The sequence below is a fragment of the Pseudomonas syringae genome, assembly GCF_000737245.1.
Classification (GTDB): Bacteria; Pseudomonadota; Gammaproteobacteria; order Pseudomonadales; family Pseudomonadaceae; genus Aquipseudomonas; species Aquipseudomonas syringae_J.
This window is the reverse complement of sequence record NZ_JPQU01000019.1, coordinates 37,275-53,307: the sequence shown is the minus strand read 5'-3', so window position 1 is coordinate 53,307 and position 16,033 is coordinate 37,275. Positions and strand designations below refer to the sequence as shown.

Sequence of the window (16,033 nt, the reverse complement as noted above, 5' to 3'; positions counted from 1 at the left end):
GTTCGTCCGCCCGGCACAGCCTCGTCGTTGAATGGCTCGTAGGAAATATCCTTCAGCCGTTTGCGTAATCAGCTACCCATCCGATAAACGCTCCTGAGAACCGGTCCGATGGCTGACGGATAACTTGCTTTCGGCAATTGCACGATGCTCCGGTCGCCTGTCTGCGCAGGCCGCCCCCGGCATTTGTTGCGTCTTAGATAAGTTTGATTGTTGGAGTTATAGATGCAGCGACTAAAAGAATTACGCACCATTTTGGGAATATCGCTGGCCGAACTGGCCAGGGAATTGAACATGCCTGAGCAGCTTGTCCATTCTTGGGAGCAGGGCAGCAGCGAGCCTGACACCCAGTCAATGCGCGACATCGCCACGCTGCTGGGGACCAGCGTAGATGATTTGATTGATTTCGAAGCCAGCGGCCGAAAAATGTCCTCCCGACACTGGTTTGCCGACGAACATCCGATCCTCGACGGTTTTTGGGGGCATCTTGGGTTGCTGTTACCCGGTAAAAGCAATTGCAACTGGTATCCCATCACCCTGGGCGAGTACTCCAGCATCAGAGAAGCGCTGGCCACCGAACGCGATGAGCCGCAATGGCTGGTGGTCAGCACCTTGAATAATCGGAAACTGCTCATCAATCCTGAGCTGGTCCAGCGCATCAGGCTGGTGGACGACGCCGCCGGCCCTCCAGAAGACGACACGTGGGAGCTGGGCTGGGATTACGAAGCCGCCATGGTGCCCGAGCTGTATCGGGCGTTGGCCGAATACCACTGGGACGGCTTCAGCTTTGAACACTGCAATTCCCTCTCAACCCAGGAACTCATCCAGAAAGTGGTGGAAAAGTTTCAGCTCAAAGACGACCACACCATGGATTTCATGTCCTGCTGCTTAATCTATTCTCGCAGCGGCACCGTGAACAAAATCCGTGCCGCCAACGCCGACCTCTACAACCTCGTCCTCGACGCCCACGCCGGCATGCCCATGGGGATCTGCCTGAGCACCACCGACACCGAAGAAGAAAACCACTACTGGCCGATGCAGGTTGCGCTGTTGGAGATCCCGCTGTTGCAGTATCGGGAGGCTGAGGTGGAGGCTTCGGCGATGATGGGGGTCAATTGATTTGCGGCTGACGCTACCCTCATGGCAGGACGCTTGAGCTCAAAACATCCACATTAATAAGTGCAGGCGAGTTTGCTCGCGAATGTTGGGATACAGCTGCAGGCTGCTGTGCCGATTGTTTGCGAGCAAATTCCCAGGTGAGCGTGATCAATCCACGTATAAGATTGATATGACGGCCAATTGCAGTGCAATAAATGACCTTGTCGCAAATCAGGTCATCCTCCCGCTCGCTCTTGCTGCGGTCACCCCATCGAAAGCTCCGGTGCATAACACTGGATTATCAGGTGAAGTTTTATGGAATAACTGGTTTTTATAGTTCTTGAGACTGCGTGGGATGCAACGATTCGTCCGGTAGCCGGGCGCAATTGTGTGATCTGTGGATTTTTCCTACATAAGCTGAGGAATTGACTGATAGGTTTTTCTCATGAAAAGGAGACATGATTGGGGTTGAGTTCGATGCATACCTCTAGGAACACCATGTTGTCTGTTACGAAGATCAGTAGGGTCGAGCAGGTTGAAATGTTTGCAGCGCCCCAGCTGACAGCTCGAATACAAACTGAATCGACGCGCTCAACTATATGAGTGTACGGATTTAAGGATTTTTAGGTAGAAAATGAAAAACGGCGTTCTGGAAATACTGGCTCTAGGTGACCGCTTTAGTGCGTCCTATAGAAGCATTGAAGAAACCTTGCGCGATATAGGTGATCTTTCCTTTCGCGAAGAGCACTCTTTTGATAACGCCGAAGATGTGATCGATTATGTCAGGAACTCATCTTTCGATTTAGTCGTCATGCCCAACCCCTACGGGAATGAACGTCGACGCTGGATCTATGTTCATCTTAAGAGCCTTGATTTTCCTGTGCTGGTTTTCGACCGTGGTGCACTGCCCGGCTCATGGTTTTTTGATCTTGGTTTTAATGCAGATAGTTTGAGCTATCATCCTTTGGCATGGGATAACGCCCTGCGCGAAGATGAGAATCATGCTGTCGAAGACTATATTCAGAATGCCAAGAAGCAATTGCCGCTCGAGCATCAAGGAGATCGCTTGGGAGGCGAGCAGCTGAAGCAAAAACTGGGGCTTTCTGGAAAGAAAGTTTTATTTATACCGTTTCAACGCCCTTCCGATACCACGGTTAAATTTTTTTGTGGTGGTATTAAAACATTCGACAACTTTATCTGTCTTGTCAATCAGTCAAAGAAATTGTTGGAGCAGCATGCCTCCGAATGGGTGGTCGTTGCAAAGCGTCATCCTTTGGAGCAAGTCCGACCTCATGCAAATGTGTTGTTTGTAGACGACGACACCCATGTTCACGATCTGATCGAGATGTCCGAAGCTGTATTGCTAATCAACAGTGGAGTCGGTGTCATAGCGTCTCTGTTTGATAAGCCGGTATTACATGCTGGCGATGCATTTTACTCCCACCCAGGGATGAACCGTAGTGTGAAAAATCCTGAAGATGTCGTCTATTGGCTGCTGAGGGGCTTTGAAGTATCTAAAAACGCTCGAAACCGCTTTATCCATCATTTGGTCAATAAGGTGTATTCTTTTGGCACGTTCGAAACTGAGCGTGTTCTACACAAAGATGGCGCCTACCGGAACATTACTAGAAAAATCAATTTCGATACTGTAAAAATCCCGGAGGGCCTCGTAAAAAAAAAGCTTTTATTTGTAACGCCTGTCATACCTATTCCCATTAATAGAGGCAGTGCTCACCGCACGGATCAGATGATCCGTGCGCTGCTTGATGCAGGTCTAAAGATCAAATTGCTTGTGTTAAACCAAAGCGAGGAGAAAACGACGTCGGTAGCGTTGAAAAATCGCTTGGAAGCCCATTACGCCAACGCAAATCTTACCGTCGAGGTTCGTCGACACCCGAACTATGGAAAAGCAATATCATCTCTCGGCAGCGTTTCAAAAAAACTGTCGTTTATAAGAAGAAAGTTTGATCGTCTCACCTATAGAGACGCCTTGATCAATAATGTGACAGCCCTTCCAGGAAATTTTGAAAAACTTATCTGCAGTAACTTAGCGTCGTGTCGCTATGATTTCGCATGGTTCAACTACATGAAGGTGCTTCCTCGGGCGCTGCCAAAAACCAGAAGCAAAATAATTGTCGATATGCACGATATGCAATCTACTCGAATAAAGAGTGATATATTGCCTACCCTAGAGGCGAAACGTCGGGCTAAGTATCTTGATATATTTATGAGAAGTGAGAAAGCAGGGCTTGATGCATGTGATGTCGCAATTTCTATTTCGTCAGTGGAAACGGATGCTATCCGGGCGACTTATAACCCCAAGTCTCAAGTGGTTACACTCAATGCCAGTGATGATGCCAAGCTCTTTTGTACTGGGAATTTCGAGCATGACATTGCATTTATAGGGTCTAACTCTGCCCCCAATGTAGATGGCTTGGTGTGGTTCATCAATGAGGTATTTCCGTTGATCGCACAGGCTCATCCTACTGTGAGCTTTCTGATCCAGGGTAATGTAAATAGAAATAAGTTAATAAAATCCGCCGTCCACGAATCTATGTTCAAGAGCAATATCAAACAGCAAGGGTTTGTCGAGAACATCGACGACGTCTATAAGGCTTCCAAGGTAATTGTTTGTCCCATTCGGTACGGCACGGGCATGAAAATTAAAGTCGTCGAAGCTTTAGCCTATGGCAAGGCACTTGTAGGAACACCTGCCGCCCTCGAAGGTATTGATACTTCCTATGGCTTAGCCTGTGAGATGAGTGCCGAAAAATTCGCCAATGCTTCGACAGTTTTGATCAAGCAAAATGCGGCACGACTTGAGGCTGAAGAATGTTCCCGAAATACATTTGAGGCTGGTCACTCGTACTCAGCCTTGAAAGACGGAATCATCAATAAAATTCTGCTGCCTGCATGAATTTTTCGCAGCGCTAAAAAGCAACCCATCAGGCTCGTTGGCTTCAACCAGCCATCGGGACGCACAGTTGAGCTCTCGAATGGCCCCCTAAAACCTGCGTGTGTGTTCTATCGCAGTGGGTGAACACGTCTAGCCGCCTGGCTCTGAGCTGACTTCCTGAATAGCGCATGATTATTTCAGACATTAAAAAGCCGGCTTGTGGCCGGCTTCTCAAGGACGAGCTTGGTTTGTTTTTGGCAAACCGTGCTCGCCTTAACAGGTGCGCTCAGCGAGTGGCGCTAATGAGGATGGCGACGCGATTGCAGCTTCGCGTAACCGTCGACTTCAAGGCGGGGTGTGCCTTGGGTCGGGATGGCGGTGAGGATACTGATGTTCGGCGTGATTGCCCAGTGCTGAAATGTTTTGTCACTAAGCCTGCGGTCAACAGATGCGAACCCTGTGGGAGCGAATTCATTCGCGAAGAGGCCGGTAGATTCCATGCATGTTCATCGGCCGTGCCACCGCCTTCGCGAATAAATTCGCTCCCACAGGGTAGTGCAAACCCCAGCCGCCCCATCACCGAAATGGCAACACTGGCCGCTGAATATTGAGCGTTGACCACCAGAACACCCAGCCCAGGACACGAATGCCTTGTTCCTCGATCTGTTCGGCAGTGAACAGTTCGTCGGGGTATTCGGCGCTGTTGTGGCTGCGCAGTCGCAGGCCATTGCCGGGTAGGCGGTAGAGGTATTTCACGCGCAGCATGCCGCTGTGTTCCAGAGCGTACATTTCCCCATCGATAATGCGGGTCAGGCCGCGGTCGAGGCCGATGAGTGAGCCTGCCTGTATTTTGTCGGCCATGCTATTGCCGATCATGGCCACGCAAATGGCGTTATCAACGCTGATGTTCATGCTCTGCAGGACCTGCAAAGGCAGGCGGATTTTCTTGCCGGGGGCCTCGGCGATGAGTGTCTGACCGGTGTCGGATTCGGTTTCTTTATAGATCGGGACTTCCACGTCGCCCCGGGAAAAGCTTCTTCCGCTCTGCATCTGAATGGAGTCGCCGCCACTGTTTTCGTTGGCAGATTCGCTGGGGTGTTTCGGGCCTTCGCCCGAGCGCAGCCAGCGTGCGTTGACACTCAATAATTCAGCCACCTCTTCCAGACGAGCCATGGGGATACCGCGCTTGAACCAGTTGTTCACGTGCTGAGGCGTGACTTTCCGGTTAGCGGCAAAATCCGTGGCTGAGAGGTGGCACTCCCGAAGGAGGGCGCGTAGTCGATCACCTGATGTATTCATGGCAACAAGTTTACGGCGGTCGTGAGCTTGTTTAAATAAACGAGGTGTTCAATTGAGTGGTAGGTCTGATTGTCTTTTGCCCCATGGATTACGGGGGGTTGGCGGATTTGTAGGCTTATTCTGTAATACGTAATGCGCGTGTAAACGCGACTATTATGTTTAACCCTATATCAACTGCGTAACGGCTTGTTTAGTCAGTTTTTATGGCAGGGCGGATCATTCAACTTGTGTTTAATAAAAAATATTATTGTTGCCTCGTAAGCTTCAATAAAAACGCCGGACAGCGACAATAAAAAGGGGTATCTGCTGGCAGATACCCCTTTTCGAGACAGCGATCGATCAGCCTTTGTAGGCGGCAACCGATTTGGTGATCTCGGCGCGGGCAGCTTCAGCATCACCCCAACCTTCGATCTTCACCCATTTGCCTTTCTCGAGGTCTTTGTAGTTCTCGAAGAAGTGCTTGATCTGCTCCAGCAGCAGGGGAGGCAGATCGGTGTATTCCTTCACGTCGACGTACAGCTGGGACAGCTTGTCGTGTGGGACTGCGATTACTTTGGCATCGCCACCGCCGTCGTCGGTCATGTGCAGAATGCCGACTGGACGAGCGCGGATCACCGAACCTGGGGACACCGGGTAAGGGGTCACAACCAGCACGTCGAGGGGGTCACCGTCGTCTGCCAGGGTGTTAGGGATGAAACCGTAGTTGGCCGGGTAAAACATCGGCGTAGCCATGAAGCGGTCAACGAACAGGCAATCGGAATCTTTGTCGATTTCGTATTTGATCGGCGCGTGGTTGGCCGGAATTTCGATCGCGACGTAGATGTCGTTCGGCAGGTCTTTACCAGCCGGAATCTTGCTGTAGCTCATTGGGCATTGCCCCCCTTGATTGACCAGACGGCTTTGGCTGGTTACGCCAAAAAGTGGCCGGATTATAGGCATATTCTGTTGCTGTTGCCATGCGTGGCAGCCTGCTGGCATTAGTCCCGGTTTTGGTAGGAAGGTTCATCACGCTGCAGGGTTCGCAGGCGGGTGAGCGGGTCCTGACGGTAGAACGCTTTAAGCTGTTCGTACACCGCAGGATAGACCTGATCCAGTAAATCGGGGGCGCAGAAGAAATACTCGCTGGTCACGGCGAAAAACTCGGCGGGGTCTTCGGCAGCGTAAGGGTCGATGACGGTTTCAACGTGGGGGTGTTCATCCAGCTGGCGGTTCATGTGGTCGTAGGCGTGCTGCATGACGCTGGCCCAGTCACTGACCCGCATATCGCTGTGCAGCGGCGGCAGACCGTTGGCATCGCCGTTGAGCATGTCCAGCTTGTGCGCCAACTCGTGGATTACCAGGTTGTAGGCGTCCCAGTCGCCGCTGGAGAGCACGCCGGGCAGTGCGAGGATCACCGGGCCGCGCTCCCAGGCTTCGCCGCTGTGCTCGCCATCCCATTCGTGCTCTACCCCACTGGGATCGCGGTGGCGCTGGGGGCTGACGAAGTCGTCGGGGTAGATCACCAGTTCGTGAAAGCCCTGATACCAGTTCAGATCGCCAAGATTGAGCAGCGGCAATTGCGCCTGGGCGGCCAGATGCAGCCGCTTTTCATCGTCCAACTCCACGCCGGGCAAGCAGGTGATGTGTTTGTCTTGCAAGAACAGCACGCTGTTTTCCCGCAGCAGCGCATCCTGCTCGACGCTCAGGCCATCAATGATCGGCAGGCTGACCCGCACCCGTTGCCAAAGCTCGGGGGCGACCGGGTTCTTCGCGAGTCTGCGTTGCCGACGCCATTGGCTGAACGACCACATCCTTTAGCGCGCGCTTACCGAGCGGGCCATGCGTCCGCGGACCACGCTGATGATCATGGGTAGCAGGGAAATCAGAATGATCGCCAGCACCAGCACCGAGAGGTTCTTCTTGATGAAGGGTACGTTGCCGAAGAAGTAGCCCAAGGTAACCAGACTGCCAACCCACAACACCGAGCCCAGCACGCTGAAGCCCAGGAAGCGTGGGTAATTCATCCGCCCGATGCCGGCGACAAACGGGGCGAAAGTGCGAATGATCGGCAGGAAGCGCGCCAGAGTGACAGTCTTGCCACCATGGCGATCGTAGAACTCGTGAGTCCGCATCAGGTAATCGCGGCGGAAGATTTTCGAGTCCGGATTGCGGAACAGTTTTTCGCCGGCAGTACGGCCGATGATGTAGTTGGTGCTGTCGCCGATGATAGCGGCAGCCATCAATAGACCAGCGAGCAGTACCGGGTCCATGGCGCCGCCAGCCGCGACTGCACCAGCAATAAAGAGTAGCGAGTCGCCCGGCAGGAACGGCATGACCACCAGGCCGGTTTCACAAAAAATGACCAGAAACAGGATCGCGTAAACCCAGGTTCCGTAGTTGGTAACCAGCAAGTCGAGGTAGACATCCAGGTGCAGAATAAGGTCGAGCGGGTTGAAATCCATGTAAGGCACCAATAGCGGCGACCCAGAACCGGGTCGCGTGCGGAATTAACTACTTGAGAGGTTGCGGCGGGATTATAGAAGCAGAATGGCCGGGTGGGGGAATGCTGAACCGGTAGGAGCCACGTGTTGGCGAAGCATCTCGCGAACACGTTCGCTCCTTTCGGTTTGTGAAATTCAGGTCTTCCAAGCCGGACGCACAACCTGTGGGAGCGAATTCATTCGCGAAGAGGCCGGTACATCCGATACAAATTTGTCGCTCACGCTACCGCCTTCGCGAATGAATTCGCTCCCACAAGTGGACGGGCCAAACGTCAGGATTGAGCGGTCGTATTAGTCCTCGTTAATCGGCAAAACATAGTTCTTGAACTGGGTATCTTCCCGGAACCCAATGGATTCATAGACCTTCTGCGCCACTTGGTTGTTGGCGCTGGTGGACACCCGCATGCGCACGGCCTGGGTGTCTTTGGCCATCTTTTTTGCCGCGCGCATCAGGCGGTCGGCTACCAGTTGGCGGCGGGCATCTTCGGCGACATAGATGTCGTTGAGGATCCACACTCGCTTGAGCGACAGCGAGGAATAGCTGGGGTAAAGCTGACAGAAACCCAGCACCTTTTTGTCATCATCAATCGGCATCGCGAGATAGATGACCGATTCGTCCCGGGTCAGGCGTTTTTCCAGAAACTCCCGAGAAGAATCGGGGTAGGGCAGCTCCCCGTAAAACTCCCGGTATTTGATAAACAGCGGTGCCAGCAGGTCCAGGTGTTCCAGTGTGGCTTTGATGATCCGCATGGTTGGGCCTCAACTTCACGATGGCTAGCGACGAACGATACGAGCGGCATTCAAGCGTGCGACCCGATGCTCCCGAATGAGTTTAGAAAGCGCAATCTAATGATCAGTCCGATGGGCCAGCGAGCAGGAAATTACCCTTGGTGTTCAATGGCTCGTCGGTTTCCAGGCTATGCAATTGTGCTTCGTCCTTGAGGTTGACTCCCGACAACTGTCGTTTGCAGGCCTCTCGCATCAAGTAAAGCAGACGATGAGCGGCCATCGCATAACTTAGGCCTTCAAGTCTTACGTTGGAGATACAGTTGCGGTGCGCGTCATTCAGGCCAACTTTTGGCGCGTACGTGAAATACAGCCCGAGGCTATCCGGAGAGCTCAAGCCTGGGCGTTCGCCGATCAGGATCACGGACATTTTTGCGCCCAGCAGCTCACCGATTTCGTCGCCAATCGCGACCCGTCCCTGTTCAACAAGTATCACCGGTGACAGCGTCCAACCCTCAGCCCGGGCCAGTTCTTCCATGCGGTCCAGAAACGGCAGGGTGTGGCGATGCACCGCCAGCGAAGACAAACCGTCGGCTACGATCACGGCAACATCGACGCCGCCGTGATGCGCTGCGGCATAGTCACGCAAGGCTTGAGCCGAAGTATCGTCCAGGCGCCGGCCCTTGTCCGGGCGTTGCAGATAGCTATCACGATCGGGTGCCGCGCTGTGTAGCAGCAGGTTTTCCCGGCCCTTGCTATTGAGTTGCGCGCTCAATGCGGCGTGATCGAACGGCAAGTGCACCGCGTCCCGGGCCTGAGCGTGGGCGAGCTGAAAATCCAGTTGGGCGGCGGTAGGCATGCTGGTGCCGGTACGGCCCAAGGCAATCCGCGCCGGGGTCAGGCGGCGCAATTCCAGCCAGGGATTGGGCGTGTTGTCAGATGCAGGTTGGGCGGTGTCGAGCACCAGCTCGCTCATGGCGTCGTCCTTCATATCAGCTCCGTCATGACAAGTGCGCCAGGGCGTGACGAAAGGCAGGTGGCAGGCTGTCGCCAAAGCGCACATGGCCATCGGCCTGGGTAAAGATGCCCATTTTCTCCAGCCACGCTTCGTACTCCGGTGCCGCCCGCAGACCTAGGGTTTGCCGGGCGTAAAGTGCGTCGTGGAACGAAGTGGTCTGGTAATTGAGCATGATGTCGTCGGAGCCGGGGATGCCCATGATGAAGTTGATCCCCGCCACGCCCAGCAGCGTCAGTAGGGTGTCCATGTCGTCCTGATCGGCTTCGGCGTGGTTGGTGTAGCAAATGTCGCAACCCATGGGCACCCCCAGCAGCTTGCCGCAGAAGTGATCTTCCAGGCCGGCACGGATGATCTGCTTGCCGTTGTACAGGTATTCCGGGCCGATGAAGCCGACCACGGTATTGACCAGAAACGGCTTGAAATGCCGGGCCACGGCGTAAGCACGGGTTTCGCAGGTCTGTTGATCGAGGCCGTGATGGGCGTTGGCCGACAGCGCGCTGCCCTGGCCGGTCTCGAAATACATCAGGTTCTGGCCCAGCGTGCCGCGATTCAGGCTCAAGCCCGCCTCGTAACCTTCCTGCAACAGGTTCAGGTTGATGCCGAAGCTTGAGTTGGCCGCTTCGGTACCGGTGATCGATTGAAACACCAGGTCCACCGGTACGCCGCGGTTGATCACTTCAATCGAGGTGGTGACGTGGGTCAGCACGCAGGCTTGAGTCGGGATGTCGTAGCGCTGAATGATGGCATCGACCATTTCCAGCAACGCGACAATGGACGACGTGCTGTCGGTGGCCGGGTTGATGCCGATCATGGCATCGCCGTTGCCATACAGCAGGCCGTCGAGAATGCTCGCGGCAATGCCGGACGGGTCGTCGGTGGGATGGTTGGGTTGCAGGCGGGTCGACAGACGACCGCGCAGGCCCAGAGTGCCGCGAAATTTAGTCACGACGCGGATTTTCTGCGCCACTAGCACCAGATCCTGCACACGCATGATTTTCGACACGGCGGCGGCCATTTCCGGGGTCAGACCTGGGGCGAGGGCGCGCAGGCTGGTTTCGTCGGCTTTGTCGCTGAGCAACCAGTCACGAAACCCGCCGACGGTCAGGTGGCTGACCGGCGCAAAGGCCAGCTTGTCGTGGGTATCGATAATCAGGCGGGTGACTTCGTCGGCTTCATAGGGGATCAGCGCTTCCTCAAGGAAGTGCTTGAGCGGGATATTGGCCAGCGCCATCTGCGCGGCGACCCGTTCACCATCGTTTTGCGCGGCAACGCCTGCGAGAAAATCCCCGGAGCGTGCCGGACTGGCTTTGGCCATGACGTCCTTGAGGCTGTCAAAGCGGTAAGTCTGTGCGCCGACAGAATGGGAAAAGCTTGCCATACGAAATCTCCATGACGTCCCGAACCAGCTACGGGGCGAGGAAAGTAAAGTAAGCAATTAATACTCCATCATGGCTGAAGTCGCCAATTACGGGGGGGGGTGTGTCGTGAATGCAGTGAGGTGAGGCGTTTTGTGAACTGTTTCGGTGCAAATAACTGTAGGAGCGCGCTTGCCCGCGATTGCGGTGTGTCAGATGGGAAAGATATAGCTGACACGACGCCATCGCGGGCAAGCGCGCTCCTACGGGGATGGTGTTGATCAGATCACCAATGGCATCCGATGAGGCCATTGGTGATTAGCAATAGGGCTTAGAAAAACCCCAACGGATGAGTGTCGTAGCTCACCAGCAGGTTTTTGGTCTGTTGGTAATGTTCCAGCGCGACTTTGTGGGTTTCGCGGCCGACCCCGGATTTTTTGTAGCCCCCGAACGCGGCGTGGGCCGGGTACAGGTGATAGCAGTTGGTCCAGACACGGCCGGCCTTGATCGCCCGGCCAACGCGATAAGCGCGGTTGATATCGCGGGTCCAGACGCCTGCGCCCAGCCCGAACTCGGTGTCGTTGGCGATGGCTACCGCTTCCGCCTCGTCCTTGAACGTGGTGACGCTCACCACGGGGCCGAAGATTTCTTCCTGGAACACCCGCATCTTGTTGTTGCCTTTGAGCAGCGTCGGCTGGATGTAATAACCGGTCGCCATATCGCCCTGCATTTTTTCCACTTTGCCGCCGGTCAGCAGCTCGGCCCCTTCGCTCTGAGCGATTTCCAGATACGAGAGGATTTTGTCGAACTGCTGCTGCGAGGCCTGGGCGCCGATCATGGTGTCAGTGTCCAGCGGGTCGCCGCGTTTGATCTTCAGGACTTTGGCCATCACCGCTTCCATGAACTGCGGATAGATCGATTCCTGTACCAGCGCGCGGGATGGGCAGGTGCAGACTTCGCCCTGATTGAAGAACGCCAGTACAACGCCTTCAGCGGCTTTTTCGATGAACTCCGGTTCGGCGCTCATGATGTCTTCGAAGAAAATGTTCGGCGACTTGCCGCCCAGCTCCACGGTGGACGGGATGATGTTGTCGGCGGCCAGTTTCATGATGTGCGAGCCAACGGGGGTCGAGCCTGTGAAGGCGATCTTGGCAATGCGCTTGCTGCTGGCCAAGGCTTCACCGGCTTCACGACCATAACCTTGCACGACGTTCAGCACGCCAGGCGGCAGCAGGTCGCCAATCAATTCCATTAATACGCTGATGCCCAGCGGTGTTTGCTCGGCGGGTTTGAGTACGACGCAGTTACCGGCAGCCAGCGCCGGGGCGAGTTTCCAGGCCGCCATCAGGATCGGGAAGTTCCACGGGATGATCTGCCCGACCACGCCCAGCGGTTCATGGATGTGATACGCCACGGTGTTGCCGTCGATCTCGGCAGCGCTGCCTTCCTGGGCGCGCAATACACCGGCGAAGTAACGGAAGTGATCCACCGCCAAAGGAATATCGGCATTCAGGGTTTCGCGGATTGCCTTGCCGTTGTCCCAGGTTTCAGTGATCGCCAGAATTTCGAGATTCTGTTCGATACGGTCGGCGATTTTCAGCAGGGTCAGCGAACGGTTTTGTACTGAGGTGGTACCCCAGGCTTCAGCCGCAGCGTGGGCTGCGTCCAGTGCTTTTTCGATGTCTTCGGCAGTGGAGCGCGGAAAGTCAGCAATGGGCTTGCCGGTGATCGGCGAAGTATTGGTGAAGTATTGGCCTTTGACCGGCTCAACGAACTGGCCGCCAATGTAGTTGCCATAGCGCTCTTTGAAATTGACCAGAGCGCCTTCGGTACCGGGATGTGCGTAACGCATGGTGATTTCTCCTGATTTTTGTTGTTGGGAGAGCTGACGTGAACATCGCTCTGGAATAGTGCGCTTGTTCAAGCGTAGAGCAAAGGGGGCGAATTCGCCTTTGTAGGAGCGCGCTTGCCCGCGATGCGATTTCGACAACGACAAATGTGTAGGCTGACCCAACGCCATCGCGGGCAAGGTGGAGCGCCACCCCGGTCGTCCCACAGGTTCAGGCCTGGCGTGCTGGCCAACAAACACTAAGTGCCATTTCACCCTCTGTGAGCTAACCTGCGCGGACGTTTTAAGAGGTGGTCATGCATATTCATATCCTTGGTATTTGCGGCACTTTCATGGGTTCGCTGGCGGTGCTCGCCAAAGAGTTGGGCCATCGGGTGACCGGTTCCGACGCCAACGTCTATCCGCCGATGAGCACTCAATTGCAGGCCCAGGGCATTGAACTGACGCAGGGTTACGACCCGGCGCAGTTGGACCCGGCCCCTGATCTGGTGGTGATAGGCAACGCACTGTCGCGTGGCAATCCGGCTGTGGAATATGTGCTCAACAAGGGCCTGCCGTATGTGTCCGGCCCACAATGGCTGGCTGATCACGTGCTGCAAGGCCGCTGGGTGCTGGCGGTTGCGGGTACTCACGGCAAAACCACCACCAGCAGCATGCTGGCTTGGGTGTTGGAACACGCGGGCATGAGCCCCGGCTTTCTGATCGGTGGCGTGCCGCAGAACTTCGCGGTGTCCGCTCGGCTGGGCGATACACCGTTTTTTGTGGTCGAGGCGGACGAATACGATAGCGCCTTCTTCGACAAGCGCTCCAAGTTCGTCCACTACCGTCCGCGCACTGCGATCCTGAATAATCTTGAGTTCGATCACGCCGACATCTTCCCTGATCTGCCTGCGATCGAGCGGCAGTTCCATCATTTGGTGCGGACTATCCCGAGTGAAGGGCTGGTGATCCATCCGACCACCGAGCCTGCGCTGGCCCGTGTCATTCAGATGGGCTGCTGGACGCCGGTGCAAACCACAGGGCAGGGCGGCCAGTGGCAAGCGCGTTTGCTGAGCGAAGACGGCTCGCAGTTTGAAGTGATTTTCGAAGGCGAAGTCCAAGGCACCGTGGATTGGGACATGACCGGTCAGCACAACGTGGCCAACGCTCTGGCGACCCTGGCCGCTGCGCGTCATGTGGGCGTCGTGCCTGCTTTGGGCGTTGAAGCCTTGAGCGCTTTCAAAAGCGTTAAACGGCGCATGGAGAAAGTCGCGGAAGTCCGTGGCATCACTATTTACGACGACTTCGCTCACCACCCAACGGCTATCGCCACCACGCTTGATGGCTTGCGCAAGAAAATCGGCGACGCTCCGCTGATCGCCATCATCGAACCGCGCTCCAACTCCATGAAGCTCGGCGCTCACCGCGATGGGCTTCCGGAAAGCGTGCAACAGGCTGATCAGGTGGTCTGGTACGCCCCGGCAAATCTGGGCTGGGATCTGGCCGCGACCGCTGCGCTGTGTTCAGTGCCGGCGGTAGTCAGCGATTCGCTGGAAGGAATCATTGCCCGGGTCAAAAGCCAGGCGCAGCCGGGGACTCATGTGGTGATCATGAGCAACGGCGGTTTTGGTGGCCTGCATGGCAAGCTCGCCGAGGCCTTGCAATGAGCGGCCCGGAACGCGTCACAGTCGCGATGACTGGAGCGTCCGGCGCGCAGTATGGTTTGCGTCTGCTCGATTGCCTGGTGCGTGAAGATCGCGAAGTGCACTTCCTGATTTCCAAAGCGGCGCAGTTGGTATTGGCCACCGAGACTGACGTTACGCTGCCGCCCAAGCCGACCATGATGCAGGCGTTTCTGACTGAATATACCGGCGCTGCCGCCGGGCAGATTCGGGTTTACGGCAAGGAAGACTGGATGTCGCCGGTAGCCTCGGGTTCGGGTTCGCCCAGTGCGATGGTGGTGGTGCCGTGTTCGACCGGGACCTTGTCGGCGATTGCCACCGGCGCCTGCAACAACCTGATCGAACGCGCCGCTGATGTGACCCTCAAGGAGCGTCGCCAGTTGATTCTGGTCCCTCGTGAAGCACCTTTTTCCAGCATCCATCTGGAAAACATGCTCAAGCTGTCCAACATGGGGGCTGTGATTCTGCCTGCCTCGCCGGGCTTTTATCATCAGCCGCAAACCATCGACGACTTGATTGATTTCGTCGTGGCGCGGATTCTGAATCTGCTGAACATTCCACAAGACATGCTGCCGCGCTGGGGTGAGCATCATTTGAGTGCTGATGAATAAGCTGCTGCTGGTCGCGCTGGCGCTGATCCTCACGGGCTGCGCCACAGCTCGTACTCTCAATGCCGCAAAACCCGGCGCACCGCTGGTCTATGCCGGGACGCGGCTGGATTTGTATGCGATGCAGGGCGGCTGTTGTGCGATGGATCGGTTTGGCGCGCAGGCACCGAGTTATCCGGGGCTGGATCTGCCCGCGAGTGCATTGCTCGATACCTTGTTACTGCCGTTGTCGTTGATCGCCGCGATGGGCGGATATGTTCAGGCTACAGGTGGGTTGTAGGGATGCTGCAATTAACTGTAGGAGCGAGCTTGCTCGCGATGGCGTTCTGATAGGCAAACATTCTTCTGTCTGGCATATCGTCATCGCGAGCAAGCTCGCTCCTACAGATGTGTGAGGCTTACTTCCCCAACCTTCTCAACTCATCCGACTCGACAATCCGCACGCCATCTTGCTCTTCCAGCGCCAGACGCCACAGCGCCCAACCCAGGGTGCAGGCTTCGATGGCGCCGTATTTGCCGGGAATCAGCTTGGCCAGCGGCGCAGCCAGTTGTTCTGCCAGTCGCTGTTCGGAGCGGTTGCCCACCAGTAGCGAAGGGCGGGCGATGGTCAGTTGTGGCCAGTCCTGAGCAATCAGAGCCTGCTCCATCTCGCCTTTGATGCGGGTATAAAACACGCTGGATGTCGGGTCGGCGTTAATTGCGCTGATCACCAGCAAATGCCGAGCGCCCATTTCCCGGGCGCGTTTGCCGAAGGCCACCACCAGATCCAGATCAATGGCCTTGAAGGCTTCCTGGGAACCAGCTTGCTTGATGGTGGTGCCCAGGCAGCAGAAGGCGATGTCCACCTGGCCGCTCAGGGACGGCAGCAGCGCGTTCAATTCGCCAACCGGGTTTTCCAGGCGTGGATGCTCAGCCAGAGGGCGTCGAGTCGGGGCCAGCACGCGGCTGACCGTAGGTTCATTGAGCAGGCGATCCAGCAAATGTTCGCCCGTGAGACCGGTCGCTCCGGCAAGCAAGATGTGTTGTGGCGTCAAGTACATACAGTT

14 protein-coding genes are annotated in these 16,033 nt (G+C 55.8%); 5 read left to right on the top strand and 9 right to left on the bottom strand.

The window, feature by feature from the left end; all coding sequences use genetic code 11:
- Positions 1 to 222: 222 nt before the first annotated feature.
- Together IV01_RS25850 and IV01_RS25845 are read left to right on the top strand one after the other, a co-directional pair.
- Positions 223 to 1,116, top strand: a complete 894-nt coding sequence (locus tag IV01_RS25850; protein ID WP_050507295.1) for a helix-turn-helix transcriptional regulator — start codon at positions 223 to 225, stop codon at positions 1,114 to 1,116.
- 613 nt (positions 1,117 to 1,729) lie between these two features.
- On the top strand, positions 1,730 to 4,012 hold the full coding sequence (locus IV01_RS25845; protein ID WP_050507294.1) for a glycosyltransferase: 2,283 nt from the start codon (positions 1,730 to 1,732) through the stop codon (positions 4,010 to 4,012).
- Positions 4,013 to 4,567: 555 nt separating this feature from the next.
- Here IV01_RS25845 and IV01_RS20420 read toward each other — a convergent pair.
- From IV01_RS20420 to IV01_RS20455, 8 genes are all read right to left on the bottom strand, one after another.
- Complete coding sequence (locus tag IV01_RS20420) at positions 4,568 to 5,290, bottom strand: LexA family transcriptional regulator (protein WP_032626440.1); 723 nt, start codon at positions 5,288 to 5,290, stop codon at positions 4,568 to 4,570.
- 339 nt (positions 5,291 to 5,629) lie between these two features.
- Positions 5,630 to 6,157 (bottom strand): inorganic diphosphatase, encoded by a 528-nt coding sequence (gene ppa, locus IV01_RS20425; protein WP_032626439.1) that lies wholly within the window; start codon positions 6,155 to 6,157, stop codon positions 5,630 to 5,632.
- 110 nt (positions 6,158 to 6,267) lie between these two features.
- A complete protein-coding gene (locus IV01_RS20430; protein WP_032626436.1) occupies positions 6,268 to 7,080 on the bottom strand; it encodes a zinc-dependent peptidase in 813 nt (270 codons plus the stop codon).
- A gap of 3 nt (positions 7,081 to 7,083) precedes the next feature.
- Positions 7,084 to 7,731 (bottom strand): DedA family protein, encoded by a 648-nt coding sequence (locus IV01_RS20435; protein ID WP_032626433.1) that lies wholly within the window; start codon positions 7,729 to 7,731, stop codon positions 7,084 to 7,086.
- Positions 7,732 to 8,061: 330 nt separating this feature from the next.
- Positions 8,062 to 8,520, bottom strand: a complete 459-nt coding sequence (locus IV01_RS20440) for a GNAT family N-acetyltransferase (RefSeq protein WP_032626430.1) — start codon at positions 8,518 to 8,520, stop codon at positions 8,062 to 8,064.
- A 103-nt stretch (positions 8,521 to 8,623) separates the two neighbouring features.
- Positions 8,624 to 9,472: an ethanolamine ammonia-lyase subunit EutC gene (gene eutC, locus IV01_RS20445; protein ID WP_229636089.1), complete on the bottom strand. Its 849-nt coding sequence runs from the start codon at positions 9,470 to 9,472 to the stop codon at positions 8,624 to 8,626.
- Positions 9,473 to 9,497: 25 nt separating this feature from the next.
- A complete protein-coding gene (locus tag IV01_RS20450; protein WP_032626424.1) occupies positions 9,498 to 10,892 on the bottom strand; it encodes an ethanolamine ammonia-lyase subunit EutB in 1,395 nt (464 codons plus the stop codon).
- 308 nt (positions 10,893 to 11,200) lie between these two features.
- Positions 11,201 to 12,721, bottom strand: a complete 1,521-nt coding sequence (locus IV01_RS20455; protein WP_032626422.1) for an aldehyde dehydrogenase family protein — start codon at positions 12,719 to 12,721, stop codon at positions 11,201 to 11,203.
- A gap of 293 nt (positions 12,722 to 13,014) precedes the next feature.
- Between IV01_RS20455 and mpl the strand changes: the two genes are divergently transcribed.
- From mpl to IV01_RS20470, 3 genes are read left to right on the top strand one after another with little or no spacing between them, the layout of a single operon-like run.
- Entirely contained in the window at positions 13,015 to 14,364 is a 1,350-nt protein-coding gene (gene mpl, locus IV01_RS20460; RefSeq protein ID WP_032626420.1) for a UDP-N-acetylmuramate:L-alanyl-gamma-D-glutamyl-meso-diaminopimelate ligase, read from the top strand.
- Positions 14,361 to 14,990: a flavin prenyltransferase UbiX gene (ubiX, locus tag IV01_RS20465; RefSeq protein WP_032626418.1), complete on the top strand. Its 630-nt coding sequence runs from the start codon at positions 14,361 to 14,363 to the stop codon at positions 14,988 to 14,990. The genes mpl and ubiX overlap by 4 nt, the downstream gene beginning before the upstream one ends.
- Positions 14,983 to 15,267, top strand: coding sequence for a YceK/YidQ family lipoprotein (locus IV01_RS20470; protein WP_032626415.1), 285 nt, complete (start codon positions 14,983 to 14,985; stop codon positions 15,265 to 15,267). The genes ubiX and IV01_RS20470 overlap by 8 nt, the downstream gene beginning before the upstream one ends.
- Positions 15,268 to 15,385: 118 nt before the next feature.
- Here IV01_RS20470 and IV01_RS20475 read toward each other — a convergent pair whose 3' ends face one another.
- On the bottom strand, positions 15,386 to 16,027 hold the full coding sequence (locus IV01_RS20475) for an oxidoreductase (RefSeq protein ID WP_032626413.1): 642 nt from the start codon (positions 16,025 to 16,027) through the stop codon (positions 15,386 to 15,388).
- Between the last annotated feature and the right edge of the window lie 6 nt (positions 16,028 to 16,033).